This window comes from Klebsiella sp. CN_Kp100 (assembly GCF_040065315.1).
Lineage (GTDB): Bacteria > Pseudomonadota > Gammaproteobacteria > Enterobacterales > Enterobacteriaceae > Klebsiella > Klebsiella oxytoca.
Map to the genome: position 1 here is coordinate 57,578 of NZ_JBEAIJ010000040.1, position 26,440 is coordinate 84,017.

Genomic DNA, 26,440 nt, shown 5'->3' on the forward strand with positions numbered 1-26,440 from the left:
GGGATTATCTGAATGTGCCCCCCGCGGAAGGGGAGCACAAAAGGGCAAGGAAAATCAGACCAGTGCGTTAGGGCAGGTTTCGCCAGCATCCACCTGACGCAGGTTGTCGAGGGTGGTCTGCGAGATACTGATCAACGCCTCTGCGGTCAAAAACGCCTGGTGACCGGTAAACAGAACGTTGTGGCAGGCGGAAAGACGGCGGAAGACATCGTCCTGAATAACGTCGTTAGACTTATCTTCAAAGAACAGATCGCGTTCGTTCTCATACACGTCCATCCCCAGCGCGCCAATTTTCTGGTGCTTCAGGGCATCGATCGCTGCCTGCGAATCGATAAGCGCGCCGCGACTGGTGTTGATGATCATCACCCCATCTTTCATCCGATCGAACGCGGCATGGTTCAGCAAATGATAGTTCTCATCGGTCAGCGGGCAGTGGAGGGAGATAACATCGGACTCCCGGTATAGCGTTTCCAGATCGACATACTCCACGCCCATATCCAGCGCGGCGGCGCTTGGGTAGGGATCAAACGCCAGCAGGCGCATACCGAAACCTTTAAGGATGCGCAGCGCGGCAACGCCAATCTTACCGGTGCCGATAACGCCGGCGGTTTTACCGTGCATAGTGAAGCCGGTCAGCCCCTCAAGGGAGAAGTTAGCATCGCGAGTGCGCTGATAGGCGCGATGAATGCGGCGGTTCAGCGACATCATCATGCCGATTGCGTGCTCAGCGACCGCTTCCGGCGAGTAGGCCGGGACGCGTACTACCCGCAGGCCCAGCTCTTTCGCGGCGTCGAGGTCAACGTTATTGAACCCGGCGCAGCGCAGCGCGATGTACTTCACGCCGTGGGCTTTCAGTTCTTCAAGTACCGGGCGGCTACCGTCATCGTTAACGAAAATGCATACCGCTTCACAGCCGTTGGCGGTTTTGGCGGTCTTTTCGGTGAGCAGGAAGTCAAAAAATTCCAGTTCAAAGCCGTATGCATCATTGACATGCTGCAGATACTTCTTGTCGTACTGTTTCGTACTGTACACAGCGATTTTCATAAGACTTTTCTCCAGTGATAATACCGTCACGGTAGCATAATTAAAATAATTTTACAATTATTAAAAAATAGTTTAATTGCCAGGCTATAGTAATAATTCTAGAGCATATCGCTGAGTTAAGAAATCTCTTTAAAAGACAATACGTTTCACCAAAAATTGAGACTTAAAGCGCCTGGCGCCAGCAGGATTAACGGCCACAGCAAGCCGGAACTGACGTTAGCCAGCTGGAAACGGCGGAAGGACGTCCCGCTGGCACCGGTTACCAGCGGCACGGTGGCGCGCAGGGGGGAAAGAAAGCGGCCAAAAAAAACCGCCCATGCGCCGTGGCGGCGCAGGAACAGCTGGCCGCGCGCGAGACGCTCGGCGTTAAGCCAGCGAATACGATACAGATGATGCTGGTAATGACGGCCGGTTAGCCATGACAGCCAGAATCCGCCGATTGCGCCGAAGCTGGCACTCATCCACATTAACAAGAAATGCCCGGCGCTGGCCGAAGCCAGAGTGCCGAACAGCAGCAGACCGGAAGTTCCCGGGATCAGCAGCGAGATAACGGCGCAGGATTTAGTGAACGTCAGCAGGAAAACCATCAGTAATACCAATGAATAGTGGCCCTGAGCGTACGCCATCAGCGAGATAATTAAGTCCACAGCAGCATCCGTTTACGTTCCCAGTGGGTGACCAGTGTCGCAGGAGAAAACTAAACCCCGGCTAAATGGCCTGCTGGTGAATCACAGGGCGGCGACTACGCTTAAACGGGATGGGAACTTTAACTCGCAGGTCGAACGTGCCACAATGACGGCCTCTCGGCTTTTACTTATTTCGAATCAGGATATTAGCTGCCCATGAAGGGTAAATATAAAGCCGCTATCGCGCTATTATTAGCACTCGTGCTGCTACCGCTGGCTTTGCTGTTGACGCTCACCCACTGGGTGCCCACGCTGGCAGGCATCTGGCTACCTGCGGGCACTCGAATCTCCCTCAGCGAGAGCCCGCGCCTGACGCGCTCTTCCCTGCGTATTCCGGATTTACGCTACCTGGTAGGCGACTGCGAAATTGCGCGTGTCACTAACGCCGAGCTCTCCCGCCCCAGCCGCTGGCGTTTACATATCACTGAGCTGGATATTAACAGCGCCTGCCTGAATAAATTACCGCAAAGCGAAGCCGCGCCGGGGGCGCCGAAAACCCTTGCCGAGTGGCAATCGATGCTGCCATACAGCTGGCTGACGATTGAAAATCTGCGTCTGTCGCCGTGGGAGAAATGGCAAGGGCGTCTGGTGATGTCGTTGACCCCGCAGCAGCAGGATATCGGTTATGCCGGAGAAGAGGTCTCTCTCCAGGCGCGCCTGCGCGGCCAGGCGCTGACGGTCAGCGACTTTTCCGCGCGTCTGGTAGAAGGCCAGGCGCCGGTGAAGCTGGTGGGCGAGTTTCAGATGCCGCTGGTGCCGGACGGTTTGCCGGTTGATGGTCATCTGTTTAGCACTTTTGAATTTCCTCAGACACCCGGCCTTGTCGACGCCGAACTGGAGTGGCATGAGAATCGCGGGCAGCTGTTGGTCACGCCGCGTGGTGAAGTGGAGCCGATTCTCGATCTGCCGTGGGAAATCACCCCGGATCGTATCGCTATCAGCGATGGCCGCTGGCACACCGAGTATGCGGGCAATGCGTTAAGCGGTCGCGTTGCGCTTTCGGTGGGTAACTGGCAACAGGGCACTGAACAGATGCAGGTCAGCGGGCGGTTGAACGTGCTTACCCAGGGTCAGGCCGGTAAGGGTAATGCCGTGCTCAATATTGGCCCCGGTAAGCTGAGTATGGACAGCAGCGACATGCCGCTACAGCTGACCGGCGAGGCCAAACTTGGCGATCTGATTTTTTACGCCAGACTGCCCGCGCAGCTGAGCGGTCCGCTTATCGCGCCGGTACTCAACTTTCATCCCGGGGCGCTGCTGCGTTCGCGCGGGCGGGTCATCGACTCACTGAACATCGATGAAATTCGCTGGCCGCTGGCGGGCGTCACCGTGACGCAGCAGGGCGTGGATGGCCGCCTGCAGGCCATTCTCCGCGCCCATGAGCAGGAGATGGGGGATTTTACCCTGCATCTCGACGGCCAGGCCGACAATTTTATGCCCGACCGCGGCCGCTGGCAGTGGCGCTACTGGGGCGATGGCCATTTTACCCCGATGCAGGCGCGCTGGGACGTTAAAGGCGCGGGTGAATGGGTTGATAGCGCCATCGTGCTCAATAGCCTGTCGACCGGTTTCGATAAGCTGCAGTATGGTTCCATGCTGGTGAGCATGCCGCGCCTCACCCTGGATAAACCGATTCACTGGCTGCGCGATGAGCAGCATCCGCGACTGACCGGCGCGCTGTCGCTGGATGCCGGAAAAACCACCTTCAGCGGCGGCAGCGAACTGCCGCCGTCAACGCTGAAATTTAACGTTGAGGGTCGCGATCCAACCTGGTTCCAGTTCAATGGTTCCCTGCATGCGCAAAAAATTGGCCCCGTCCGCGTCACCGGACGCTGGGACGGCGAGCGCCTGCGCGGACAGGCTTGGTGGCCGAAACAGTCATTAACCGTTTTCCAGCCGCTGGTGCCGCCGGAATGGAAGATGAACCTGCGCGAAGGTTCACTGTACGCCCAGGTCGCGTTCTCTGCCGCCGCCGGTCAGGGCTTTGAGGCGGGGGGGCACGGGGTGCTCAAAGGCGGCAGCGCCTGGATGCCGGATAACCAGATCAACGGCGTCGATTTCGTGCTGCCGTTCCGCTTTAGCGAAGGCACCTGGCAGCTTGGCACCCGCCATCCGGTTTCGCTGCGCATTGGCGAAGTCGTCAACCAGTTTACGGCGCGCAATCTGACGGCAGATCTCCAGGGAGCCTGGCCCTGGAGCGAAGACGCTCCTTTACAGTTGAGCAACGTCAGCGTCGATATTCTCGGCGGCAAGCTGACCATGCAGCAGCTGCGGATGCCGCAGCACGACCCGGCGCTGCTGCGCCTGCAGAACATCTCCAGCAGCGAATTAATTAGCGCCATTAAAGTGAAGCAGTTCGCCGTTTCCGGCCCGTTCAACGGCGCGCTGCCGCTGTGGCTGGATAACGATAAATGGATCATTAAGGACGGCTGGTTCAGCAATCCGGGGCCGATGACGATGCGCCTGGATAAAGACACCGCTGACGCGCTGGTGGCCGACAACGTCTCCGCCGGGGCGGCCATTAACTGGCTGCGCTATATGGAAGTGGCCACCTCGTGGACGCGGATCAATCTCGATAACCTCGGCGTACTGACGCTGAAGGCGACCATCAGCGGCACCAGTCGGGTAGAGGGCAAAAGCAACACGGTGCACTTAAACTACTCCCATGAAGAGAATATTTTTGACCTGTGGCGCAGCTTGCGTTTCGGCGACAATCTGCAGGCGTGGCTGGAGCAGAACGCCAGACTGCCCGCCCAGCGCTGCCAGGACAGTCATACCTGTAAGGAACAACAATAATGATCAAACTATTCACCGCTTTTCTGGCAACCATGCTGCTGGCGGGCTGTACGCCGCGTATTGAAATTGCGGCGTCGAAAGAGCCGATCACCATCAATATGAACGTCAAAATTGAACATGAGATTCATATCAAAGTGGATAAAGACGTTGAGAATCTGCTGAAAACCCGTAGCGATCTGTTCTGAGGCGATGATGAGAAAACGATGGTTAATCGCGACGCTGGCGCTGGCGTTGTTGAGTACTCAGGCGCTGGCGTTAACTCTAAGCGAAGCGCGTCAGCAGGGGCGAGTCGGCGAAACGCTGAACGGCTATCTTCAACCGCTGCGCCAGGATAAAGAAACCCTGGCGCTGGTTAAACAGATCAACGCCGCCCGCAGCGACAGCTATCAGCAACTGGCGGACGACAACAACCTGCCGGTGGATCAGGTGGCGAAAATGGCCGGGCAGAAGCTCGTCGCCAGGGCGCAGCCTGGCGAGTATGTGCAGGGCCTTAACGGCAAATGGCTGAAAAAATAGCTATCGGCAGCGCTTGCGATACTCCCCCGGCGAGATGCCGAAGCGCTGCTTAAAGGCGGTGGAAAAATGGCTATGATCGCTGAAACCCCAGCTGTAGCCGATCCCCGCCAGCTTTTCATCATCATGGGCGCTTTCCAGCGCGCGGGCGCAGAGATCGAGCCGACGATTCTTGATATATTGCGCCACCACCAGCCCCTTTTCCGCAAACAGGCGGTAAAGACTGCGCACCGACATACCGGTTTCGCCGGCCAGCCACTCCGGGCGCAGATGTTCTGCCTGAATCGACTCATCGATTAACGCCATGATTTTCTGAAACTGTTTATCGCGCCGGGTGGGTTGGGCTTCCTGATGGTGCAGCATGGGGCGCAGCAGGCAAACAATCGCCTCCAGCGCCGCTTTGCTTTCGCTGGCCGATAGCTCGGGGCTGTTCATGCTCTCATGCAGCAGCCGCTGACTGAGCTGGACCATCGGCAGGGTGTTTGCCAGCCGGGTGGCAATGCTGATTTCACTGCCGCGCAGCTGCTGTTCCAGCAGCGACCTTGGCAGCAGCAGCGAAGCCTGACGCGAGGTTTGCTGCCAGATTATTGAACAGGGGCGAGAAGCATCAATCAGGGTGATATCGCCGCTCTCCAGCATCGCCTGGCGACCGTCCTGCTCGATTGTCGCCTGACCTGAGAGCTGGAAGACGGTATAAAACCAGGCGTCGTTATCGCGCTGGATCTCCTGCCGGGTACGGTAGAGGTTGATGCCGCGAGCGGTTACCGTGCTGACTTTCAGGTCGCCCGCATAGCTGGCGTCTATCTCACCGTGAAAATTATCATCCAGCGGGCGAGCGGCGAACTGGCCGCACACCTGATTGATTTTGGCTAACCAATGCTGGTAATCCTGTCCACGATTTGCCGTACTCATCGCGCATCCCTTGTAATGGTAATGTTTATGCATTGTTGCATTTATGATGCCGGAGACAAGGGTAAAAGGCGGAGTATATGAAAGAACTATTACCTGCTGCACATTTTTTGTGCGCGAAATCCCCTTAATTGCGGCGCCTGTCACAGCGGCAAAAGCGAATGTCACAGAGAAAAAAGCGTGAATCGCGCCCCCGGCATAGACTGAAACCACTATCCGCGAACAATAAGGAAGGGGTATGTCCACATCAGAGGTCGCGCTACTCGCCAGCGTACAGCAGTTTTTAGACAGGCAGCATGGTTTATATCTCGACGGCGCACAGCAGGCGGCAGAGAGTGAAAAGCGCTTAACCGTCTGGAACCCGGCAACCGGCCAGGCTATCGCCAGCACAGCGGACGCCAGTGCCGCCGATGTCGATCGGGCAGTCATGTCTGCCTGGCGCGCCTTCGTTTCCCGCAGCTGGGCAGGGCGAACGCCCGCCGATCGCGAACGTATTCTGCTGCGCTTCGCCGATCTGGTTGAGCAGCATGGCGAAGAGCTGGCGCAGCTGGAGACGCTTGAACAGGGGAAATCGATTAATATTTCCCGGGCCTTCGAAGTGGGCTGTACCCTGAACTGGATGCGCTATACCGCCGGGCTGACCACTAAAATCAGCGGACGGACCCTGGACGTGTCGATTCCCTTCCCGTCGGGTGCGCGCTATCAGGCGTGGACCAAAAAAGAACCGGTGGGGGTTGTCGCCGGGATCGTACCGTGGAACTTCCCGCTGATGATCGGCATGTGGAAAGTGATGCCCGCGCTGGCTGCAGGCTGTTCTATCGTCATTAAGCCGTCGGAAACCACGCCACTGACCCTGCTGCGGGTAGCGGAGCTGGCAACCGAAGCCGGCGTGCCGGACGGCGTCTTTAACGTGGTGACTGGTAGCGGGGCCAGGTGCGGTGCGGCGCTGACCTCTCACCCACACGTCGCTAAAGTCAGCTTTACTGGATCAACGGCGACAGGCAAACAAATTGCCCGCGTCGCCGCCGACCGTCTGACCCGGGTCACGCTGGAGCTGGGCGGTAAGAATCCGGCTATCGTGCTGAAAGATGCCGATCCGCAATGGGTTATTGAGGGACTCATGACCGGTAGCTTTCTCAATCAGGGGCAGGTATGTGCCGCCAGTTCGCGAATTTATATCGAAGCGCCGCTGTTCGATACGCTGGTGAGCGGCTTCGAGCAGGCAGTGAAGTCGCTCCAGGTGGGGCCAGGCATGCTGGAGAGCAGCCAGATTAACCCGGTAGTGTCGCAGGCGCATTGCGCCAAAGTGGCGGCCTATCTTGATGAAGCCCGTCAGCAGAAGGCAGAACTGATTAGCGGTAATATAGGGCCAGATGCGCAGGGATACTATATTCCCCCCACGCTGGTGATTAATCCCGACGCCGGGCTGCGCCTCAGTCGGGAAGAGGTTTTCGGCCCGGTGGTAAACCTGGTGCGCGTGGCCGACGGCGAAGAGGCGCTGCGCCTGGCCAACGACAGCGATTTTGGCCTGACCGCCAGCGTCTGGACCCGCGACCTGAGCCAGGCGCTGAGCTATACCGATCGCCTGCAGGCGGGAACGGTGTGGGTCAACAGCCATACGCTGATCGACGCTAACCTGCCGTTCGGCGGCATGAAGCAGTCCGGCACCGGCCGTGATTTCGGTCCCGACTGGCTGGACGACTGGAGCGAAACGAAGTCGGTCTGCGTGCGCTACTAGCGGCCTGTCTTCCCCCGGTGGCGGCTGGCGCCAAACCGGGGCTACAGCCGCATGTATCCGGGGGAAAGTCGTTAGCACAGCACCGACGGGTCGGTGGAGGGTTCAGTCTTTCGGATGGAGTTCAGTACGGCGGTTTCGCGATGCCGTCATGTCGTTGCCTTTGCCAGTCATGCGGCACAGCCAATAAAGAACATTCCTGCCAGCGCATTACGCTGCGCCTGCATACATCTGGCCTAAGCTACCTTTGCCGCAGGTTTACGCTGTAAGCGTAAATTTATACCGAGAAGGGCGATGATGGCTGGCATCATCGCTGCGTCTCCGCGCTGCCGATGCTGCGTCGCCATGCGCCGGGCGCCTGGCCGAACTGACGCTTGAAGCTGCGGTTGAAGGACTGCTGGGAGTCAAAGCCGAGGGCGATCGCCACGTTCAAAATCGGTTCATCGCTGTGGGCTAAGCGCTCGACCGATTTTTGCAGCTTTTGCGCGCGAATATACTCGCCGAGAGGATAACCGGTATGCTCTTTGAATATCCGCTGCAGGTGCCATTTCGAATAACCGGCTCGCCTGGCGACGGTCTCAATATCCAGGCGGCTATCGAGATTGTTGTCGATCCAGTCGAGTAAATCGTGAATGAATGCGCCAGTGTTCATCCGGTTCCCCCCGCACAGCTTAGCAAAAAGTATTTGTGTTTGTTGCATTTAAAAATGGATCGCTTTTAGACTAATTGCAAGTTTTATTGTTGCATTTAAAGCCTTGGCAGTATTGCGCCATTTCTCAAAGTCGGGAATAGCACATAAAGTGCAACAATTATTCTTGCACTAAATTAAGCGCCTTCCTACAATCGCCGCGAATAGTGTATTCGCAACTGTTACATTTTTGTGGCGATGACCGACACAAATAGCCTAAAGCCTGTCCGGACAAAGGAAGTGGCGCGGCGTCTCCCGCTGCGTCTTGCCCGGCGGCTACCCATATCGGAATAAAAATAATGAGCCTGCAAAAAAACTGGGGTAACGTTCATCTGACTGCGCTGGGCGCGATACTCCTCTCCACGCTCCTTGGCGGGTGTGATGAGGGGGCCGCGCAAAACGCCGCGCCGCAAGCGCCTGTGGTGAGCGCCGCTGACGTGGTTGTGAAATCCATTAGCCAGTGGGACAGCTTTAATGGGCGGATTGAAGCGGTGGAAAGCGTCCAGCTTCGCCCCCGCGTTTCCGGCTACATTGATAAAGTGAACTACGTCGATGGCCAGGAAGTGAAAAAGGGGGAGGTGCTGTTCACCATTGATGACCGTACCTATCGCGCCGCGCTGGAGCAAGCGCAGGCGACGCTAGCGAGAGCCAAAACGCAGGCTAGCCTGGCGCGAAGCGAGGCTAGCCGCACCGATAAATTAATCAATACCAACCTGGTCTCCCGCGAAGAGTGGGAGCAGCGCCGTGCGGCGGCCACCCAGGCGCAGGCTGATATTCGCGCGGCGCAGGCGGCGGTTGACGCCGCGCAGCTTAATCTGGACTTTACTAAAGTGACCGCGCCTATCGATGGCCGCGCCAGCCGCGCGTTGATCACCAGCGGGAACCTGGTCACCGCCGGCGACAGCGCCAGCGTACTTACCACGCTGGTATCGCAGAAGACGGTTTACGTCTACTTTGACGTGGATGAGTCCACTTACCTTCACTATCAACATCTCGCCCGCAGCGGGCAGGGCGCGTCCAGTAATCATCTGGCGCTACCGGTAGAAATTGGCCTGGTTGGCGAAGAGGGATATCCCCATCAGGGCAAAGTGGATTTTCTGGATAATCAGTTAACGCCGAGCACCGGCACGATCCGTATGCGTGCGCTGCTGGATAATGCCCAGCGTCAGTTCACGCCTGGACTGTTTGCCCGCGTCCGCCTGCCGGGCAGCGCCGAATTTAACGCCACGCTAATCGACGATAAAGCGGTGCTGACCGATCAGGATCGCAAATATGTTTATGTGGTTGATAAAAATGGGAAAGCGCAGCGTCGCGACATTACGCCGGGACGCCTGGCCGCCGGTTTACGCATCGTGCAGAAAGGCCTGAATCCGGGCGATAGAGTCATCGTCGATGGGTTACAAAAAGTGTTTATGCCGGGGATGCCGGTTAACGCGAAAACCGTCGCCATGACCACCCGCGCCGCCCTTAACTGATCCCCTATCTGAGAATCCGACCCATGGACTTTTCCCGCTTTTTTATCGACAGGCCGATCTTCGCCGCGGTACTGTCGATTCTGATTTTTATCACCGGATTAATCGCCATTCCGCTGCTGCCGATCAGCGAATATCCTGACGTCGTACCGCCCAGCGTGCAGGTGCGTGCGGAGTATCCCGGCGCCAACCCGAAAGTGATTGCTGAGACCGTCGCGACGCCGCTGGAAGAGGCGATCAACGGCGTTGAAAACATGATGTACATGAAATCCGTCGCCGGCTCTGACGGCGTACTGGTGACTACCGTTACCTTCCGCCCGGGTACCGATCCCGATCAGGCGCAGGTTCAGGTGCAAAACCGGGTCTCGCAGGCCGAGGCTCGTCTGCCGGAAGATGTGCGGCGTTTAGGCATCACCACGCAGAAACAGTCGCCGACTCTGACGCTGGTGGTGCATCTGTTTTCGCCCGGCGGTAAATACGATTCCTTGTATATGCGCAACTATGCCACGCTTAAAGTGAAGGATGAGCTGGCGCGACTGCCCGGCGTCGGGCAGATTCAGATTTTTGGCTCGGGCGAATACGCAATGCGCGTCTGGCTCGATCCCGACAAGGTAGCGGCGCGCGGGTTGACCGCCTCGGATGTGGTGACGGCGATGCAGGAGCAAAACGTCCAGGTTTCCGCCGGGCAATTGGGCGCCGAGCCGCTGCCGCAAGAGAGCGACTTCTTGATCTCCATTAACGCCCAGGGGCGCCTGCATACCGAAGAAGAGTTTGGCAATATTATCCTGAAAACGGCGCAGGACGGCTCGCTGGTCCGCCTGCGCGATGTGGCGCGTATTGAAATGGGTTCCGGTAGCTATGCGCTGCGCTCCCAGTTGAATAATAAAGACGCGGTTGGGATTGGTATCTTCCAGTCTCCGGGGGCCAACGCTATCGATCTGTCCAACGCGGTGCGCGCTAAAATGGACGAGCTGGCGAAGCGTTTTCCGCAGGATATGCAATGGGCGGCCCCTTACGATCCGACGGTTTTCGTTCGCGATTCCATTCGCGCGGTCGTGCAAACGCTGCTGGAAGCGGTGGTGCTGGTCGTGCTGGTGGTGATCCTGTTCCTGCAAACCTGGCGCGCGTCGATTATTCCGCTGATCGCGGTGCCGGTCTCGGTGGTGGGGACGTTCAGCATCCTCTATCTGTTAGGCTTTTCGCTAAATACCCTCAGTTTGTTCGGTCTGGTGCTGGCTATTGGGATCGTGGTGGATGACGCCATTGTGGTGGTGGAAAACGTTGAGCGAAATATCGAAGAAGGATTGGCTCCGCTTGCCGCAGCGCATCAGGCGATGCGTGAAGTTTCCGGGCCGATTATCGCCATTGCGCTGGTGCTGTGCGCGGTGTTCGTGCCGATGGCGTTCCTCTCCGGGGTCACCGGTCAGTTCTACAAACAGTTTGCGGTGACGATTGCGATTTCCACGGTGATCTCCGCCATCAACTCGCTGACCCTCTCTCCGGCGCTGGCGGCTCTACTGCTTAAGCCGCACGGTGCGCCGAAAGACTTCCCGACCCGGCTTATCGATCGTCTGTTCGGCTGGATTTTCCGTCCGTTTAACCGCTTTTTCCACCGCAGCTCGAACGGCTATCAAGGGCTGGTGGGGAAAACGCTCGGGCGCCGCGGGGCGGTCTTTGTTGTCTATCTGCTGTTGCTTTGCGCCGCCGGCGTCATGTTTAAAGCCGTCCCTGGCGGGTTTATTCCCACCCAGGATAAGCTCTATTTGATTGGCGGCGTGAAAATGCCGGAGGGCTCTTCGCTGGCGCGCACCGATGCGGTGATCCGCAAAATGAGCGAAATCGGAATGAATACCGAAGGCGTGGATTATGCGGTGGCGTTTCCCGGTCTTAACGCGCTGCAGTTCACTAATACGCCGAATACCGGGACAGTCTTTTTTGGCCTGAAGCCGTTCGACCAGCGTCAACATACGGCGGCGGAAATTAACGCTGAGATCAACGCAAAAATTGCGCAAATCCAGCAGGGCTTTGGCTTCTCTATTTTACCGCCGCCGATTTTAGGATTGGGCCAGGGGTCCGGCTATTCGCTCTATATTCAGGACCGCGCCGGTCTTGGCTATGGCGCGTTGCAAAACGCGGTGAACGCGATGTCCGGTACCATTATGCAGACGCCGGGGATGCATTTCCCCATCTCAACCTACCAGGCTAACGTTCCGCAGCTGGATGTGCAGGTCGATCGCGATAAGGCCAAAGCCCAGGGCGTGTCGCTGACCGATCTGTTCGGTACGCTACAAACCTATCTGGGATCGTCTTACGTCAATGATTTTAACCAGTTCGGGCGGACCTGGCGGGTGATGGCGCAAGCCGACGGGCCGTTCCGCGAAAGCGTGGAAGATATTGCCAATTTGCGTACCCGGAATAATCAGGGCGAAATGGTACCGATCGGCAGTATGGTGAATATCCGTACCACCTATGGGCCGGACCCGGTGATTCGCTACAATGGCTATCCGGCGGCGGATCTGATTGGCGATGCCGATCCGCGCGTACTCTCATCCTCGCAGGCGATGGCGCAGCTGGAGGCGATGTCGCAGCAGATACTGCCGAACGGCATGAATATCGAATGGACGGATCTGAGCTTCCAGCAGGCGACTCAAGGCAATACGGCGTTGATCGTCTTCCCGGTGGCGGTGCTGCTGGCTTTCCTCGTGCTGGCGGCGCTGTATGAAAGCTGGACGCTACCGCTGGCGGTGATCCTTATCGTACCGATGACCTTACTCTCTGCGCTGTTTGGCGTCTGGCTGACCGGCGGCGATAATAACGTATTCGTGCAGGTGGGGCTGGTGGTGCTGATGGGGCTGGCCTGTAAAAATGCGATTCTGATCGTCGAGTTTGCCCGCGAGCTGGAGCTCCAGGGAAAAGGGATCATGGAAGCGGCGCTGGAAGCATGTCGCCTGCGTTTGCGCCCGATCGTGATGACCTCCATCGCCTTTATTGCCGGGACGATTCCGCTGATACTCGGCCACGGCGCAGGCGCGGAAGTGCGCGGCGTCACCGGGATCACGGTGTTTTCCGGTATGCTGGGGGTTACGCTGTTTGGTCTGTTTCTGACGCCGGTGTTTTACGTGACGCTGCGTCTATTCGTGACACGCGGTAAAGCGGTGAAGGACGTGATGCCTGCGTAGGACAGGCTGCCGCAGTGAAGAAAAACCGCTTTCCCTGTGAAGGCGGTTTTTTGCCATAAGCAACGGATTAGTGCGATTTGTTGTGCTGGGTACAGATTTCAGGAACCGGATCGCAGCCGCTGGTGTCGGCTTTTTTGACTTCTTCCAGCGCACTGGCCACGGTATGGCGAGCTAAAACCTCTAGCGAAGCCTGCTCTGCTTCATCGGCGACAGATTTGAAGTACCAGCACGCGTTGGCGCTCACCACGCAGCGGGCAGGGATGTCGGGACGTGACGCCCACAGCTTTTTATCTTCGATGACGGATACGTAGATATCGCGCAGGGTAATCTCTTCCGCCGGGCGACCAAGATGGATAGAGCCGTTGCGGCCAAGCGTTGAGACGATGATACCGTCACGCGTGAGCGGAACCATCAATTTGCGGATAAAGCTCGGATTGGCTTTCAGACCGTAGGCCAGAATCGCACTCGTTGAGCGTTCGCCCGATTGCTCCGCCATCGCTACGCTGAGGACCATCTGCAAAGCTGTCGGGAAGCGGTAATCTAACATTTTCTTGTCCTGGGTTGCGGTGAATCTTGTTCTTTTTGGCACCGCAGAGGTGAGTAATCAATAAACAACAATATACCAAATACGGTATTTTTTTTGAAGTCATCAACGATTGACCTGGCGCGTAAAAAAGAGTTTCCGGTGTACCTGTGCTTTACCGCAAAGTTATGCCAGAGCGCGTAAAAATGTATCGGTGAAGGGCAGGATGATCAGTTTAGGGGAGGGGGCAAGGTTTAGCATGGGAGCAAAGATGCCGCAGGGAATAAGCGAAAAACGAATAGTCCCCGGTCGTCCCCTGGCCCGCAAACAGCGAAGCAGTCAGGTAATTTATACGGTTTGAACGCTGACGTATAAAATATTCGATATTGCAAACTTTAAATCTACGCCACTTCTAATACACATCAGTATTCAGTCAATGACTGTAGCAAAAATAAGATTATTCTAGCGAGGCTGGGCACTATGTACCCATCAAGGATATTTCCACCAATAATGCATCTGCATTAATATTCTCATTATTTACAGGTGGTTACGCTTGCCTGCTAATATTTTTGGCGAGAAAAAATGGTTAAAATGGAATCCTCTACTAAAATCAAATTGTTGATTAAATTCATACACTGTTCATTCGTATTAATTTAGATGATTGGCTTTTGTCTATCGCCCGAAATTGCAGCGGTGAATGATAGCTGCTGACGATAATTACTCAGTTCGATATTGCCATAAGTCTGGCAGGTAAACTTCTGCCCTGGACGTTTGTGCATAACGAGTTCGGGGTTAAAAAGTTATTTCAAAGGACAACGTAAATGACGCATATCTACGAATCTACCAATATTAGTAATCAGGAAACAGCCAGACCTTTGCCTGTCGGCGGGGTAAATAGCGCGAGCGCGGTATCATGGGGAGCAATATTTGCAGGCGCAGCCGCAGCGGCTTCGCTGGCGCTGATGCTGCTTATGCTTGGCGCAGGCTTAGGCCTGACGTCCATTTCTCCGTGGGAAAATCACGGTCTTGCAGCAGGTACCGTGGGTATTGTCGCCATTGCCTGGCTGACGTTTACCCAAATTGTGGCGTCAGGAATGGGGGGATATCTGGCCGGGCGTTTGCGTACCAAATGGGTTGATACTCATACCAATGAAATCTATTTTCGCGATACAGCGCATGGTTTTCTGACCTGGGCCGTTGCATTGCTGGTATCGGCTGTGCTTTTGACCACCACTGTCAGCTCACTCATCGGCGGCAGCGCAAAAGTGATTGGCTCCGTTGCCGGGGGCGCGACGGCAACCGCGATGAGTAACGCGGGAGACGAATCTTCCGTGCTGTCGAAGTCATCGATGGAATATTTTACCCGCTCGCTTTTCCGGTCGACCGCTTCCGCTCCGGCAGATAACGGCGGACTTCCGGCTAATTCATCAGGTAATGACGCTATGGCAATGAATCAGCCCGTACCGCCAAAGGCCGAATTTCCAGCGCAATTAGCAGAGGTTACGGGTATTTTTGCTAACAGCATTTATACTGGCGCGCTTCCGCAGGAAGATCTGACTTATGTAGCGCAGTTAGTTTCGCAGAATACCGGCATCAGTCAGCAAGAGGCCGAGCAGCGGGTTCAGGCTGTTTATGATAAAGCGCAGGCCAATTTGAAAGAGGCAAAAAATAAAGCACAGCAGGCCGCAGATGCTGCCAGAAAAGCCACGAGCTACGTTACCCTGTGGTCATTTATTTCTCTGTTAATCGGCGCATTCGTTGCCAGCCTCTGTGCAACCTATGGCGGCCGTCAGCGTGACTTATAATTTCTAACACTCATTATTCAGGAGGAACCTATGCGTTCAATATTGCTTTTCTTTCTGGGCGTGCCTATCCCAATCATTATTTTGATCGCGTTATTTGTGCACTAACGATTTTCCGGCCCCGCAGGAATAGTTGTTAAGAAAATACTGACCTTGCGCACATTACCGCTAAAGCATAAATGCCCTTTGAGGGCATTTATGCTTTTTATCAGGCGTTCAGCGGAGCCTGCTGCGCGTCACCTGAATCTCTCCATGATGTTCACTATCAATTACACCCGCAGTGAATTAGCGTTCACGACTTGCCATCATCAGCGCCAGGTCGACGAGGCGATTAGAGAATCCCCATTCGTTGTCGTACCACGCCAGAATTTTGACCATATTGCCGCCAATCACCAGCGTTGACAGACCGTCGATAATCGACGAGCGCGGGTCGCACCGGTAGTCGCTGGAGACCAGCGGTTCATCACTATAGCCGAGGATACCTTTCAGTGGCCCCGTCGCGGCGGCTTCGCGAAAGGCATTATTTACCTCTTCGCTTGTCACATCTCGCTCAAGCGTGACGGTCAGGTCGACAATGGATACCACCGGAACGGGGACGCGCAGCGAATATCCCGTCAGGCGGCCCTCCAGCGCAGGAATAACTTTGCCCAGCGCCTTCGCGGCACCGCTGGAGTACGGTACGATCGACAGCGCAGCGGCGCGGGCGCCACGCAGATCTTTTTCCGGCTGGTCGTGCAGCGCCTGGCTGTTGGTATAAGCGTGGGTCGTGTTCATCAGGCCATGCTTGATCCCAAAATGCTGGTGCAGAACCTGGGCGGCAGGCGCCAGACCGTTGGTGGTGCAGCTACCGTTACTGACCACGTAGTGCTTATCCGGGAAGTAGAGGCCATCGTTAACGCCCATCACGATAGTTAAATCATCGTTTTTACCGGGGGCGGAGATAATCACGCGCTTCGCGCCACCGCTGTGGATATGCACCGCCGCCTTGTCGCGCTCGGTGAAGAAGCCTGTGGCTTCAATCACGATATCGACTTCACGCTGACGCCACGGGATATTTGCCGGATCGCGTTCGCTGAACACGGTAATGGGTTTTCCATCAACCACAAGCTGCCCCTCGCTGGCGGTGACGTCGGCGTCGAGTTTACCGAGCAGCGAGTCGTATTTCAGTAGATGCGCCAGCGTCTTACTGTCTGTCAGATCGTTAATTGCCACAATCTCAATATCCGGATTGCCCAGTGCAGCACGCAGTACGTTGCGTCCGATACGACCAAAACCGTTAATACCGATCTTAACCATAATCCACTCCTTATTGATTGGCTTTGGAGTCAATGTAGGCCGGGCGTTTGATGGCGTAAATGACAAAAAAGGATCACTTTACGCCATTCTGCGGCTGTGAAACCGCTGGCGATATTCGCCGGGCGTGAGATGAAGCTGTTTTTCAAACAGCCGTCGCAGGTTAATGCTACTGCCAAATCCCGTTTGTTCGGCGATACGCTCCAGCGTGTCGCTGGTCTGCTCCAGACGCTGCCGGGCAGCGGCCAGACGAGCTTCCGCGACGTAACGCGCTGGCGAAGCGCCGGTTTCCCGGGTAAACACGCGGGTGAAATTTCGCGGACTCATGGCGACTTTTTCCGCCAGCTTATCCACGCTGAGGTCGGCGGTGAGATTTTCGAGCAACCATGCCAGCAGATCGTTAATCGAGCCCAGGGTGGTAGTCTGCTGAAGGTTGTAGCGGCTAAACTGCAGCTGGCCTCCGGGGCGACGCAGATACATGACGAAGTCCTGGGCGATATCGCGCGCCAGGCTGAAGCCGTAATCTTCTTCAACCAGCGCCAGCGTAAGATCAAAGCCGGAACTGACCCCGCCAGAGGTCCAGATATGTTCGTCCTGAATATAGAGCGGACCGCCCTCGACGCGGACCAGCGGGAATTCCGCCTGCATGGTTTCCAGCAGCTTCCAGTGGGTAGTGGCCCGTCTGCCGTCCAGCAGTCCGGTTTGCGCCAGCAGCATTGCACCACCGCAAATGGAAGCAATACGGCGGGCATGGGGAGCGGCAAGGCGCAGCCAGTCAACCACCGCAATCCCTTCCTGCGGGTTTTGACCTCTGCCGGTAATGATGATCGTATCGAGGGGCTCGCGAGGGTCTATCTCATGAAGGCGATGATCGGCCAGCAGATTTAAACCGGACTGACCATGGATCACCTGATGCGGTTGAGTCGTCGCCAGCCGTACCTGGTAACAGATCTCAGTGGCGCCTTGCGGATGCAGGCGGTTAGCCTGCATCAGAATGTCGGCAATACCTGCGGACTCAAACAGCATGCCGCCATCGGGGACAATTATGAGTATTTTCTTCATGTCCTGAAAAGTAATCTTTTTACAGAATAAGTCAACAGGACGGATGGGGAAGGGGGCAATCTTACTTGCCTGAGAGACGGTATTTTCAGCCAGATGATGGGTGACGTTGCCTGAGCGGCGTCGCTTGCTGAGGTAGATCTGCTGGAAAAGAGGGCAGAATGTCCGCTATGAGCGAAAAGCGGACTATTGATTTATATTCCGAATCGTGCTTCGTACTTAACTTAGACAACCGAACTTGAGCGCAACAGTATGATAATAAATCACTCTGGTAACCCCCATTAGTAACGAATTTTTTCTGAATAATTGAGTAGCATATTACAGAAAATATCTGTAAAAAAGAGTGTAAGCAGAAACTAAACAAGCCTTATCAACTTGGACTATATCTTACCAAATGTTTTTCAAGTAATCGGCAGAAAAAATAATAGAGGTAATGGATAATCATGTGGAAAATGTACAAAACTGAATTAATTAGTCATAACACTGATACGAGCTATATTTTGAAAGAAGCTCAAGCGTTTGACATTATATTATTCAACAATAAGACATGGTCTTTAAAAACACTTTTTGTAAAAATTGGCAGCAATAGTGGTTGGAATCATGCAGCCTTAGTTATGGATGAGCCCCCCTTTGGATCTAATAATGAAAAATGTAAATACTTGTATGAATATGCTGCCAGCGGTCAGCCTATAACTTTTCAAAAATTAGACGTTAAATTGAATAGTGAGAGATTCAATCGTATCGCTCTGATAAGGTTTAAAAACAATCCTGCAAACTTTAGTTCAGCAGAAAGAACTGAAGCTAAAAAAATAGTAATTAATGATTTTTTTAATCGAGAAGGAAGAGATGCCAGTGACTTATCGCATGGATCTGACAGTATCTCTAAAAAATTTCAATACAATGCTACAAACATTATGCATAGAGGCGTACTATCGATTGCATTAACATTAGCCATTGCTATATATTTCCTTTCCATTCTTTCGTTTTTGAACAATTGGTTTCGCGACGCCCTTCTGATTTGTTTAATTGCAACACCTTTAATAATAATCATGAAGTATTTTTTCGAATGGTTATATAGAAAAACAAATAATGAGACCATAAAAACCCAAGCCATTTGTTCAAGCTACCCACCAATGATTTTGAAATCGATAATTTATAACTCGAACACTCAAAAGTGCGAAATTGAAAAATTTGAGGATAAGTGGATAAATGGAACTCCCCCATCGCCAAAGAATTTATACTTTCTTGCTAAATCAAGTGAAGAGTGCATAATATACAATTACAAGAAGAATTAGTAGGCAGAGCAATCATTGAAATGGCTCGAATAATAATTTATGGATTTTTCTTGTCACTGTGCAATGCACTCAAGTCCAAAATTTTCCAGCCATTTACTTTACAACGATTAACATTAATTGATGCCTGCCCTTAGCACAAAGCTGAAGCACGCTCTTCATGTACTTTCCACGCAAACCCCGGCTGTCGCTCCGCTCGCCCGGGCTACAATTGTCGTTAGAATTTCCCGCCCGATTTACCCCGATTAATCGCCGGAATATCTCCGCTATCGTTCAACGCGCCGGGAAGGGTTTTCAGCCATGCCTTCACTTTGCGCTGATTGATGTGCGCGACGCTCATGCCTTCAATGCAGCCCCATAGCTCGTGGGTGTTCTGCGGGGTGATCACGATACAATCTTTCATCACGCGGACTTTGATGGGCATGTCTTCGATAAATCCGGCTTGGGATAGCCATTCTCCGCCAAGGTGGACGGCGCGGCCTTCAATGAAGGAGTAAAACTCGCAGTGGGTGAAATCAGGTACGATAGTTTGAGTGGGGGGGGCGCTATCGTGGCAGCCTCTGATAAGTGATATTTTATCTCTCATTGGTGGCTAAACCAGACGGGGTTAGAACGACCGACTCATCGATACTGGCGCATCTTTCAATGCTCCCGCTAGCCCACCATTGAGATGGTGACTGTGCATACGACATGAAATTGCGTTGACTCGCTTTTATGTCGTCGATGAAGTTAGTTCAGAGTTCCAATCCCGGCACCTGATTTTGCAGGTACAACAATAGGATACTGCGCTTAACGGGGCTGAGCAATACGGGCTACTGGAAGGACGCTCGCAAAACTGAATGAAAATAATGATGCGGCGTTTAGCCCAGCAACCCCGCACCAACGTTCACCGACAGCCCCAGAATCGCCAGATTGAACACAAAAGAGATAACCGAATGAAGCAATGTAATTTGCCGCATTTCGGTGGTTCCCGTCTAATGATTGATGGCGCGGCTTTACCGTTTGAAGAAAATATTGCTTTTACAAGAGAGGCGGTTGATTTCTGTAAATCATTTGGCGTACCCGTTGAAGCGGAACTTGGCGCTATTTTGGGTAAAGAAGACGATCACGTTAGCGAGGCTGACTGCAAAACCGAACCCGAGAAAGTCCAGCGCTTCGTTGAAGAAACAGGGTGTGACATGCTGGCAGTGTCAATCGGCAATGTCCACGGACTGGACGATATCCCACGCATCGATATCCCGCTACTGCAACGCATTGCTTCCGTTTGCCCGGTCCCCCTGGTTATCCACGGTGGCTCTGGTATTGATGAAGAGATTCTTCGCAGCTTTGTTAATTATAAAGTGGCAAAGGTTAATATTGCGAGTGATTTGCGCAAAGCCTTTATTACTACAGTCGGAAAAGCCTGGGTGAACAATAATAACGAGGCTAATCTTGCTCGCGTAATGGCAAATGCAAAACAGGCGGTTGAAGATGATGTGTATTCTAAAATTCAGATGATGAATAAACTGCACCCTGCATTTCGCAAAGCGTGTTAAGGATCGGACATGATTAGACAAAAAGTACGCGTCATGAACAGTACCGGATTACATGCCCGACCCGCCGCAAGCCTGGCCCGGATCGTCAAAAAGTACCAGTCTTCATTGATACTGGTTAATAATGACAAAGAAATCCCCATTAAAGGAATGATGAGCATTCTGGGTGCCGGTGTAAAAGGAAATACGATGATTGATCTCATTTGTGATGGGCAGGATGAACTGGCCTTTATGGATGAATTAAAATCTGCCTTTGCTGCTGGTTTTGGTGAGTCCGAATAGTGTCATTCCCTTAAGAGGCGCGTGAAGTTGTGACGACTTGATGCGCCTCTTATGATCTTTTGAATCACAATCACTTAACTTATTGAATGCAGGCTTTTTTCATTAATGGAATCGGCCTTCTTACTCTCTTAATGTTTCTCCACAGCGTTTAGCTTTCAGAGTATAAACTTCGGCTTCTGGCACCAGGCCGCCCACCAGCATCCATGAGCTCCAGCGTTATGGTTGTGCGGGTAAAATGTATTCTTAATGTGCTGTACTATATGTTCGGGAAAAGGGCAAAGAGGATGCAATAAGATGCTGGCTTATATCACTATAGGTACAAATAACTTTCAGCGCGCCGTGGACTTTTATGACGCTATTTTTAAGGTTCTTGGCTACTCGCGATTGCCTGCCTGGACAGAAAGCTGGGCAATGTGGGGAGATGAAAATAATCCGGATGAGGTATTCAACTTCTGCATCTGTCCTCCTTTTGACCGCCATCCCGCAACGGCGGGAAACGGGACAATGTTCGCATTTCATGCAGACAATGCTGACATTGTCAGACGATTCCATGCAGCAGGTCTCCTTGCGGGAGGGGAGAGTGAAGGCGAGCCAGGTACACGCCCCGCATACGGACCCGACTTTTATGTTGCTTATCTGCGCGATCCTGACGGGCATAAGCTGGCATGCGTTTATCAGCGCTATTCTCCTGAAGCCGATAAGTTCGTAAATGAACCTTAGGGACTTCACTTAACCCATTTAACGGTTTGAGCATTGATAAAGCCTGGCGATGAAATGCGGCGTTTGCGGCGAACTCGCTCAATATCGTTTACGGCTGCCACCGTTCGCCCCGGCCCTTAGCCGCCCGGGCTAATTCACTCCCGCATTAAAGCTGCCGGGCTGATTATGGTGCCGTCCCTTAATGAGCTCACGAGAGCGGAGCGGCAGGGCATTCTTCTGAATAAGCTGAGAAAGGCGATAGCCCCAGACCCTGGTTTTATCGCCGTTTAGCGTCTAAGCCACCTTACTCCTTCTTCTCGCCAAGCGTCGGCGTCTCGTCAAAGAAGTTCCACGGTTTCAGCAGCGCATGCGCCCACTCGGTCGGCATAATCGGCCACTCCTCGGCGCGGGCCACGTGGGTGGTACCGGTGGTGATCCACACGACATCATCGTGGTTGTCCAGGGATTCATCATCTTTCGCGTACTGGCCGAGGCCGGTGTCGTGAATTGAACGGTTAGGGTACTTACCTTCCGGGAAGCGTTCGGTCGGATGATAGCGGGTGACCCACAGCTGTTTATCCATAAAGCTCAGGCGATGGTAAATCCACTCATCAGGGGCAAATTTTGCCCCGGTAGCGACCGGATGCGTGCCGCCCGCGTAAGGGATAATCTGATACGACACCGGATTACCCATCCGGTTTTCCCTGGTGGTATTGCTTAGCAGACGGATGGTGCCCGGGTCAAATTTCTGCGCCGCTTTCTGCTCGCTATCAATCGTGTACTGATTGATCTGCATGGTGCTGCTGCGCGGGCCGCCGGCGGTATTCGGCTTCACTTCCGGGTCCATGGCCACCAGCGTGTTGTTCTCTCCGTCAACGTCAAGATCGAGGCGGAAGTTATAAATATGCTGGTGGGTGGTGCCGACAATATTATGGTCAATCAGCGTGCCGTAGCGGGTGTCCTCTTTGGCGCTCGGGTCATGCATGGTCTTCGCTTTCACGCCTTTAACCGCTTCGATGCCGGTGGCTCCGGCGTCAATACCGATTGTGCCGTTTTCGTGGAATACCCAGTCAAAGATATAGTCGTAGTTGCCGACGGTACTGATCCAGCGCACCACCAGTTCGCGGCGCTCGGTACTGACGTTCGGCTTGCCCATCTCCTGATGTTTATACTCCGGCCCGGCGTAGCGTTCGAAAATAGCGATCGCGCGCGGAATGGTAGTGGGTGTGCCGGTATAGTCGGCGATGGTTTCATCCAGCAGGACCGCGTTGGACGGCGCGTCTTTACCGCGGACGATAGGTGAGGTCAGGGTGCCCATGCCGTAGTCGCCGGAATCGAGATAGGCCTTAAAGTACCAGCCCACGTCCGGGTCGCCGTAGGGCACGATCATTCCACCGAGCGATCCTTCGTACATCACCTGACGTTTCTTGCCGTTATCGTTATATGTCACGGTGGAGAGAATCGGCCCAACGCGGGAGTTCATGCGCAGGTGGAAATCCCAGTTTTGCCAGTGGATCACATCGCCGGTAATGGTGTAGTTTTTGCCTTCCGGCTCGATGATATCGAGGGGTTTAACCTTCGGTGCCACGCGGTCGCGCCCGTCATAGGGGCGGGCTGCCATCGGTACCGGGATCGTCGGACCTTCTTCAATTTTAATAATCTTCTTCTGTTCGAGGTCCACTACCGCGACCAGATTTTCAATCGGATGCGCCCAGTAGTTACCGTCGCCAACGTCAAGATAGCTGACCACTTTCAGCAGCCGCGCATCCTGCTTGAGGCCATCTTTGCCGTCGAAGTAGCCGACGGTTAGCGGGGTGGTAATCACCTTGCTCGGGTCGTCGATGCCGTGTTTTTTTAACACTTCGGCAAATTCGCTGCTGGCGTTGATGATGTTCTGCACACTGGCGAAATCATCCAGCAGCACCATGCCGTGGGCGTCTTTAATCGGCGTCCATGAAAGCACCTTTTTATTCTGTAAATCCACCACTGCCTCAATAACGTGCTTGCCGTCGAGCATGATCACGTCGGCAGCGCGCGGGGCGTTGACCGGCGTACCGTTGAGGGCAAAATCCCACACCGCTTTTTTATCCGGCTCGCGCAGGGAGATCTCGGTGAATCGGGTATTGGGTTTGAAATCCGCCGCGGCTTTAACGATAGCGACCGCTGCGCTGATTTCCGCCGCTGACAGCGAATTCAGCGGATGCGGGCTTTTTTCCACCTGAAAGGTCTGATCGAGACCGGACTGGAAGACATCGTTGATGAAGGCGTCAGAAACCCACGCTTTACCCTCTTTGATCACCACCGGCACCTGCAAATCGAGGGTTTTGCCGTTGACGATGGCCGTTTTCGCCCCCGGTTTAACCTTCACGTAAGCGCCGTCTTTGATCAGGGTATACATCTGCGCGTAGTCATCCCACTGAACGTCTGCGCCGAAATCCTGCAGGGTTTTATCCATCGGGACCATATGCGCTTCGCCGCCGTGGGCGAACGCCGGGCCTTGCCAGGCGCAAAACAGGGCGACAGCCAGCGCCATAGCCGTCTTGCGGGGGGAAAGAATCGCCATTGTGACCTCACCTTATTGTTGTGTTGTGCAGTGCCGCTGCGAATGTCGGCTTGTCTATCGTTAAGCTAACAGCGGTCAGCGCCGGGGCGTTTGCCTGCTTTTGCCAGGTTGTTTGTCAGTTTTGCCAGTTATAAAAAATGCCTCCGCAGAGGCATGAAGATGGCGATAAAGATGGGAGAATTTCTAATATTTACCCGGCAAAATCCCCCTGCTGGCGGGCCACCAGGGTCAGAATGGAGTAGAGGGCGACCGCCTGCTGGTGCTGATTAAAAATCTCTACCGCCCACTCAACGACGCCGGTCGCTTTCTCTTCAGCGTTGCGCTGACGTTTCACCGTTTTACGCTTGCAGGTCAGGCGTACCTGGATGGTATCGCCCGGCTTCACCGGCTCGATGAAGCGCAGATTCTCCATCCCGTAGTTGGCGATCACCGGGCCGACCCCGGCGTCAACAAACAGCCCGGCAGCGGCGGAAATCAGGAAGTAGCCGTGCACCACGCGTTCGCCGAAAATCGACTCCGCCGCGGCAATCTTATCCATATGGGCGTAAAAGTGATCGCCGCTCAGGCAGGCGAAGTTGACGATATCCGCCTCGGTCAGCGTGCGGCGCGGAGTCAACAGGCTGTCGCCCGGCTGGATCTCCTCGAAATATTTGCGGAACGGGTGAATGCGGTCTTCCACCACCTGCGCGCCGCGCACCCACTGCTGGCCGATGGCGGCGAGCATCGTCGGGCTACCCTGAATCGCGGTGCGCTGCATATAGTGCTTCACCGCCCGCAGGCCGCCCAGCTCTTCACCGCCGCCGGCGCGCCCCGGACCGCCGTGTACCAGCTGCGGCAGCGGGGAACCGTGGCCGGTGGACTCTGCGGAAGACTCTTCGTTCAGTACCTGAATTCGTCCGTGGGCGCGGGCGGCGCCGAGAATAAACGCGCGCGCCAGTTTTCCGCTGGCGGTGACCAGCGTGCCTGCCAGGCTACCTTCACCGGCCCGCGCCAGGGCCATCGCATGCTCGGCGCTCTGATAGGGCATCAGAGTAGCCACGGGGCCGAACGCTTCAATGGCGTGTACCGCCGGGGTCTCATCCGGCTGCGGGCAGAACAGTAGCGTCGGCGGGAAGAATGCGCCCGCGGCGTTGAGATCCGCGCGACCACCCAGCAACACTTCACATCCCGCTTCGATCAGACGGTTTACATTATCCTGTACGTCCTGACGCTGTTCGTGGTTGACCAACGCGCCCATCTTAACGCCTTCCTGCGCCGGGTCACCGAACGCCACTTTTTGCAGGCGCGCAACCAGCGCGTCGCTCACCGCTTTAACCTGTGCCTGCGGCACGATAATACGGCGGATGGCGGTGCACTTTTGCCCGGCCTTCGCCGTCATTTCTCGTACCACTTCGCGAATGAACAGCGCGAACTCCGGCTGCTCCGGCGTGACGTCGTCACCGAGTACGCAACAGTTTAGCGAATCCGCTTCCATGGTGAAGGGAATGGACTTCGCGACCAGGTTGGGATGCACCCGCAGCTGCTGTCCGGTATGGGCCGAGCCGGTAAAGGTGACAACATCCTGGCTATCGAGATGGTCGAGCAGATCGCCCGCACCACCGCAGATCAGGCTGATTGCGCCCTCTGGCACCAGTCCGCTATCGACAATCATTTTAACCATCGCCTGAGTCAGCTGCGCGGTAGCGGTAGCCGGTTTGATGATGGCGGGCATCCCGGCAAGCCAGGTGGGCGCCAGCTTTTCCAGCATGCCCCAGCAGGGAAAGTTAAAAGCGTTGATATGCACTGCCACGCCGGACTTCGAGGTCAGCACGTGGCGGGCGGCGAAGCCTCCCTGTTTTGATAGCGGAATCAGCTCATCTTCCGGCCACAGGGTATCGTCCGGCAGCTCGCGGCTGCCAAGGCTGGCGTAGGTGAAAAGGGTGCCAATCCCCCCTTCGATATCCACCCAGCTGTCGGCACGGGTAGCGCCGGTTTCGGCAGAGATTGTATACAACGCCGCCTTCTGCTCCAGCAAATATCTGGCGACCGCCTTCAGCATTGCGCTGCGCTCAATAAAGGTCATTGCCTCCAGCGCTTTGCCGCCGCGCTCAATCGCGAAGCGTCGCGCCTGCGCCATATCCAGACCCTCGCTGGTGACTTCCCATAGCGCTTCGCCGCTGATGGCGTGATGGATAGTGCGCGCGTGGCCCCGGCCGGTCTGCCACGTGCCGGACAAGTAGCTGGCTAACTGCTGCATGTTTCATCTCCAGATGTGTTACGTGAAATATCTATAAATAGTTCTTTGGTGAATCATAAAAAGCAAGCCTGTGTTTAATAATTTATTAACATTGTGATCGGTGGCGATCTGCGTTTAGCACTTAATCTATTGTTAGT

General features: G+C 54.8%; 20 protein-coding genes and 2 pseudogenes. 11 read left to right on the forward strand and 11 right to left on the reverse strand.

The features are described from left to right. Positions 1-54 precede the first annotated feature (54 nt). Both ABLV12_RS16585 and ABLV12_RS16590 read right to left on the reverse strand, forming a co-directional pair. Positions 55-1,044 (reverse strand): 2-hydroxyacid dehydrogenase, encoded by a 990-nt coding sequence (locus ABLV12_RS16585; RefSeq protein ID WP_004112629.1) that lies wholly within the window; start codon positions 1,042-1,044, stop codon positions 55-57. Positions 1,045-1,190: 146 nt separating this feature from the next. Then, entirely contained in the window at positions 1,191-1,691 is a 501-nt protein-coding gene (locus ABLV12_RS16590; protein ID WP_004101627.1) for a DedA family protein, read from the reverse strand. Between the two features lie 195 nt (positions 1,692-1,886). Here ABLV12_RS16590 and ABLV12_RS16595 point away from each other — a divergent pair, with 195 nt between their 5' ends. The 3 genes from ABLV12_RS16595 to ABLV12_RS16605 are packed head-to-tail and all read left to right on the forward strand — an operon-like array spanning position 1,887 to position 5,042. Continuing rightward, entirely contained in the window at positions 1,887-4,526 is a 2,640-nt protein-coding gene (locus tag ABLV12_RS16595; RefSeq protein WP_348867170.1) for a YdbH family protein, read from the forward strand. Further along, positions 4,526-4,711, forward strand: a complete 186-nt coding sequence (locus tag ABLV12_RS16600; protein WP_004101631.1) for a YnbE family lipoprotein — start codon at positions 4,526-4,528, stop codon at positions 4,709-4,711. The genes ABLV12_RS16595 and ABLV12_RS16600 overlap by 1 nt, the downstream gene beginning before the upstream one ends. 7 nt (positions 4,712-4,718) lie before the next feature. Continuing rightward, a complete protein-coding gene (locus tag ABLV12_RS16605) occupies positions 4,719-5,042 on the forward strand; it encodes a YdbL family protein (RefSeq protein WP_004112635.1) in 324 nt (107 codons plus the stop codon). Here ABLV12_RS16605 and feaR read toward each other — a convergent pair whose 3' ends face one another. Next, positions 5,043-5,951 (reverse strand): transcriptional regulator FeaR, encoded by a 909-nt coding sequence (feaR, locus tag ABLV12_RS16610; RefSeq protein ID WP_325905619.1) that lies wholly within the window; start codon positions 5,949-5,951, stop codon positions 5,043-5,045. Positions 5,952-6,186: 235 nt separating this feature from the next. Between feaR and ABLV12_RS16615 the strand changes: the two genes are divergently transcribed. Then, positions 6,187-7,686, forward strand: coding sequence for an aldehyde dehydrogenase family protein (locus tag ABLV12_RS16615; protein ID WP_325905620.1), 1,500 nt, complete (start codon positions 6,187-6,189; stop codon positions 7,684-7,686). A 304-nt stretch (positions 7,687-7,990) separates the two neighbouring features. On the opposite strand, the gene ABLV12_RS16620 is transcribed toward ABLV12_RS16615, so the two are convergent. After that, complete coding sequence (locus tag ABLV12_RS16620; protein WP_004112641.1) at positions 7,991-8,335, reverse strand: helix-turn-helix domain-containing protein; 345 nt, start codon at positions 8,333-8,335, stop codon at positions 7,991-7,993. 335 nt (positions 8,336-8,670) lie between these two features. Here ABLV12_RS16620 and ABLV12_RS16625 point away from each other — a divergent pair, with 335 nt between their 5' ends. Both ABLV12_RS16625 and oqxB read left to right on the forward strand, forming a co-directional pair. Then, positions 8,671-9,846: an efflux RND transporter periplasmic adaptor subunit gene (locus ABLV12_RS16625; RefSeq protein ID WP_064396134.1), complete on the forward strand. Its 1,176-nt coding sequence runs from the start codon at positions 8,671-8,673 to the stop codon at positions 9,844-9,846. Positions 9,847-9,869: 23 nt separating this feature from the next. Then, positions 9,870-13,022, forward strand: coding sequence for a multidrug efflux RND transporter permease subunit OqxB (oqxB, locus tag ABLV12_RS16630; RefSeq protein WP_142448228.1), 3,153 nt, complete (start codon positions 9,870-9,872; stop codon positions 13,020-13,022). 67 nt (positions 13,023-13,089) lie between these two features. Here oqxB and ABLV12_RS16635 read toward each other — a convergent pair whose 3' ends face one another. Further along, positions 13,090-13,569: an Rrf2 family transcriptional regulator gene (locus ABLV12_RS16635; RefSeq protein WP_004101646.1), complete on the reverse strand. Its 480-nt coding sequence runs from the start codon at positions 13,567-13,569 to the stop codon at positions 13,090-13,092. 797 nt (positions 13,570-14,366) lie between these two features. On the opposite strand from ABLV12_RS16635, the gene ABLV12_RS16640 reads away from it, so the two are divergent. Beyond that, complete coding sequence (locus tag ABLV12_RS16640; RefSeq protein ID WP_348867171.1) at positions 14,367-15,350, forward strand: hypothetical protein; 984 nt, start codon at positions 14,367-14,369, stop codon at positions 15,348-15,350. Positions 15,351-15,632: 282 nt separating this feature from the next. Here ABLV12_RS16640 and gap read toward each other — a convergent pair whose 3' ends face one another. Both gap and ABLV12_RS16650 read right to left on the reverse strand, forming a co-directional pair. Beyond that, entirely contained in the window at positions 15,633-16,643 is a 1,011-nt protein-coding gene (gene gap / locus ABLV12_RS16645) for a type I glyceraldehyde-3-phosphate dehydrogenase (RefSeq protein WP_348867172.1), read from the reverse strand. A 78-nt stretch (positions 16,644-16,721) separates the two neighbouring features. Further along, a complete protein-coding gene (locus tag ABLV12_RS16650; protein WP_348867173.1) occupies positions 16,722-17,702 on the reverse strand; it encodes a helix-turn-helix domain-containing protein in 981 nt (326 codons plus the stop codon). A 440-nt stretch (positions 17,703-18,142) separates the two neighbouring features. On the opposite strand from ABLV12_RS16650, the gene ABLV12_RS16655 reads away from it, so the two are divergent. Then, on the forward strand, positions 18,143-18,994 hold the full coding sequence (locus ABLV12_RS16655; RefSeq protein WP_064373519.1) for a hypothetical protein: 852 nt from the start codon (positions 18,143-18,145) through the stop codon (positions 18,992-18,994). Positions 18,995-19,208: 214 nt separating this feature from the next. Here the strand turns inward: ABLV12_RS16655 and ABLV12_RS16660 are convergent, their stop codons facing one another. Next, a complete protein-coding gene (locus tag ABLV12_RS16660) occupies positions 19,209-19,577 on the reverse strand; it encodes a SymE family type I addiction module toxin (RefSeq protein ID WP_077266523.1) in 369 nt (122 codons plus the stop codon). Positions 19,578-19,851: 274 nt separating this feature from the next. Continuing rightward, positions 19,852-19,962 (reverse strand): annotated as a pseudogene (locus ABLV12_RS16665) (DUF1345 domain-containing protein); the annotation flags it as partial. A 3-nt stretch (positions 19,963-19,965) separates the two neighbouring features. Between ABLV12_RS16665 and ABLV12_RS16670 the strand changes: the two are divergent. The 3 genes and pseudogenes from ABLV12_RS16670 to ABLV12_RS16680 form a co-directional block, all read left to right on the forward strand. Next, positions 19,966-20,526, forward strand: a pseudogene (locus tag ABLV12_RS16670) (class II fructose-bisphosphate aldolase); the annotation flags it as partial. Between the two features lie 9 nt (positions 20,527-20,535). Next, a complete protein-coding gene (locus ABLV12_RS16675) occupies positions 20,536-20,805 on the forward strand; it encodes an HPr family phosphocarrier protein (RefSeq protein WP_004101670.1) in 270 nt (89 codons plus the stop codon). Between the two features lie 294 nt (positions 20,806-21,099). Continuing rightward, positions 21,100-21,525 carry a VOC family protein gene (locus ABLV12_RS16680; RefSeq protein WP_004112669.1) on the forward strand — a complete coding sequence of 142 codons (426 nt, stop codon included), beginning with the start codon at positions 21,100-21,102 and terminating at the stop codon, positions 21,523-21,525. 283 nt (positions 21,526-21,808) lie between these two features. On the opposite strand, the gene tynA is transcribed toward ABLV12_RS16680, so the two are convergent. Both tynA and paaZ read right to left on the reverse strand, forming a co-directional pair. Next, the gene (gene tynA, locus ABLV12_RS16685; RefSeq protein ID WP_064396126.1) at positions 21,809-24,067 is read right to left on the reverse strand and encodes a primary-amine oxidase; all 2,259 of its coding nucleotides are present in this window, start codon (positions 24,065-24,067) and stop codon (positions 21,809-21,811) included. 190 nt (positions 24,068-24,257) lie between these two features. Further along, positions 24,258-26,303 carry a phenylacetic acid degradation bifunctional protein PaaZ gene (gene paaZ, locus ABLV12_RS16690; protein ID WP_348867174.1) on the reverse strand — a complete coding sequence of 682 codons (2,046 nt, stop codon included), beginning with the start codon at positions 26,301-26,303 and terminating at the stop codon, positions 24,258-24,260. Between the last annotated feature and the right edge of the window lie 137 nt (positions 26,304-26,440).

What these genes read in the sequence shown, in the direction of transcription:
- ABLV12_RS16585 (WP_004112629.1), bottom strand. Translation starts at nt 1,044, where the DNA reads ATGAAAATCGCTGTGTACAGTACGAAACAGTACGACAAGAAGTATCTG.
- ABLV12_RS16595 (WP_348867170.1), top strand. Translation starts at nt 1,887, where the DNA reads ATGAAGGGTAAATATAAAGCCGCTATCGCGCTATTATTAGCACTCGTG.
- ABLV12_RS16600 (WP_004101631.1), top strand. Translation starts at nt 4,526, where the DNA reads ATGATCAAACTATTCACCGCTTTTCTGGCAACCATGCTGCTGGCGGGC.
- ABLV12_RS16605 (WP_004112635.1), top strand. Translation starts at nt 4,719, where the DNA reads ATGAGAAAACGATGGTTAATCGCGACGCTGGCGCTGGCGTTGTTGAGT.
- feaR (WP_325905619.1), bottom strand. Translation starts at nt 5,951, where the DNA reads ATGAGTACGGCAAATCGTGGACAGGATTACCAGCATTGGTTAGCCAAA.
- ABLV12_RS16615 (WP_325905620.1), top strand. Translation starts at nt 6,187, where the DNA reads ATGTCCACATCAGAGGTCGCGCTACTCGCCAGCGTACAGCAGTTTTTA.
- ABLV12_RS16620 (WP_004112641.1), bottom strand. Translation starts at nt 8,335, where the DNA reads ATGAACACTGGCGCATTCATTCACGATTTACTCGACTGGATCGACAAC.
- ABLV12_RS16625 (WP_064396134.1), top strand. Translation starts at nt 8,671, where the DNA reads ATGAGCCTGCAAAAAAACTGGGGTAACGTTCATCTGACTGCGCTGGGC.
- oqxB (WP_142448228.1), top strand. Translation starts at nt 9,870, where the DNA reads ATGGACTTTTCCCGCTTTTTTATCGACAGGCCGATCTTCGCCGCGGTA.
- ABLV12_RS16635 (WP_004101646.1), bottom strand. Translation starts at nt 13,569, where the DNA reads ATGTTAGATTACCGCTTCCCGACAGCTTTGCAGATGGTCCTCAGCGTA.
- ABLV12_RS16640 (WP_348867171.1), top strand. Translation starts at nt 14,367, where the DNA reads ATGACGCATATCTACGAATCTACCAATATTAGTAATCAGGAAACAGCC.
- gap (WP_348867172.1), bottom strand. Translation starts at nt 16,643, where the DNA reads ATGGTTAAGATCGGTATTAACGGTTTTGGTCGTATCGGACGCAACGTA.
- ABLV12_RS16650 (WP_348867173.1), bottom strand. Translation starts at nt 17,702, where the DNA reads ATGAAGAAAATACTCATAATTGTCCCCGATGGCGGCATGCTGTTTGAG.
- ABLV12_RS16655 (WP_064373519.1), top strand. Translation starts at nt 18,143, where the DNA reads ATGTGGAAAATGTACAAAACTGAATTAATTAGTCATAACACTGATACG.
- ABLV12_RS16660 (WP_077266523.1), bottom strand. Translation starts at nt 19,577, where the DNA reads ATGAGAGATAAAATATCACTTATCAGAGGCTGCCACGATAGCGCCCCC.
- ABLV12_RS16675 (WP_004101670.1), top strand. Translation starts at nt 20,536, where the DNA reads ATGATTAGACAAAAAGTACGCGTCATGAACAGTACCGGATTACATGCC.
- ABLV12_RS16680 (WP_004112669.1), top strand. Translation starts at nt 21,100, where the DNA reads ATGCTGGCTTATATCACTATAGGTACAAATAACTTTCAGCGCGCCGTG.
- tynA (WP_064396126.1), bottom strand. Translation starts at nt 24,067, where the DNA reads ATGGCGATTCTTTCCCCCCGCAAGACGGCTATGGCGCTGGCTGTCGCC.
- paaZ (WP_348867174.1), bottom strand. Translation starts at nt 26,303, where the DNA reads ATGCAGCAGTTAGCCAGCTACTTGTCCGGCACGTGGCAGACCGGCCGG.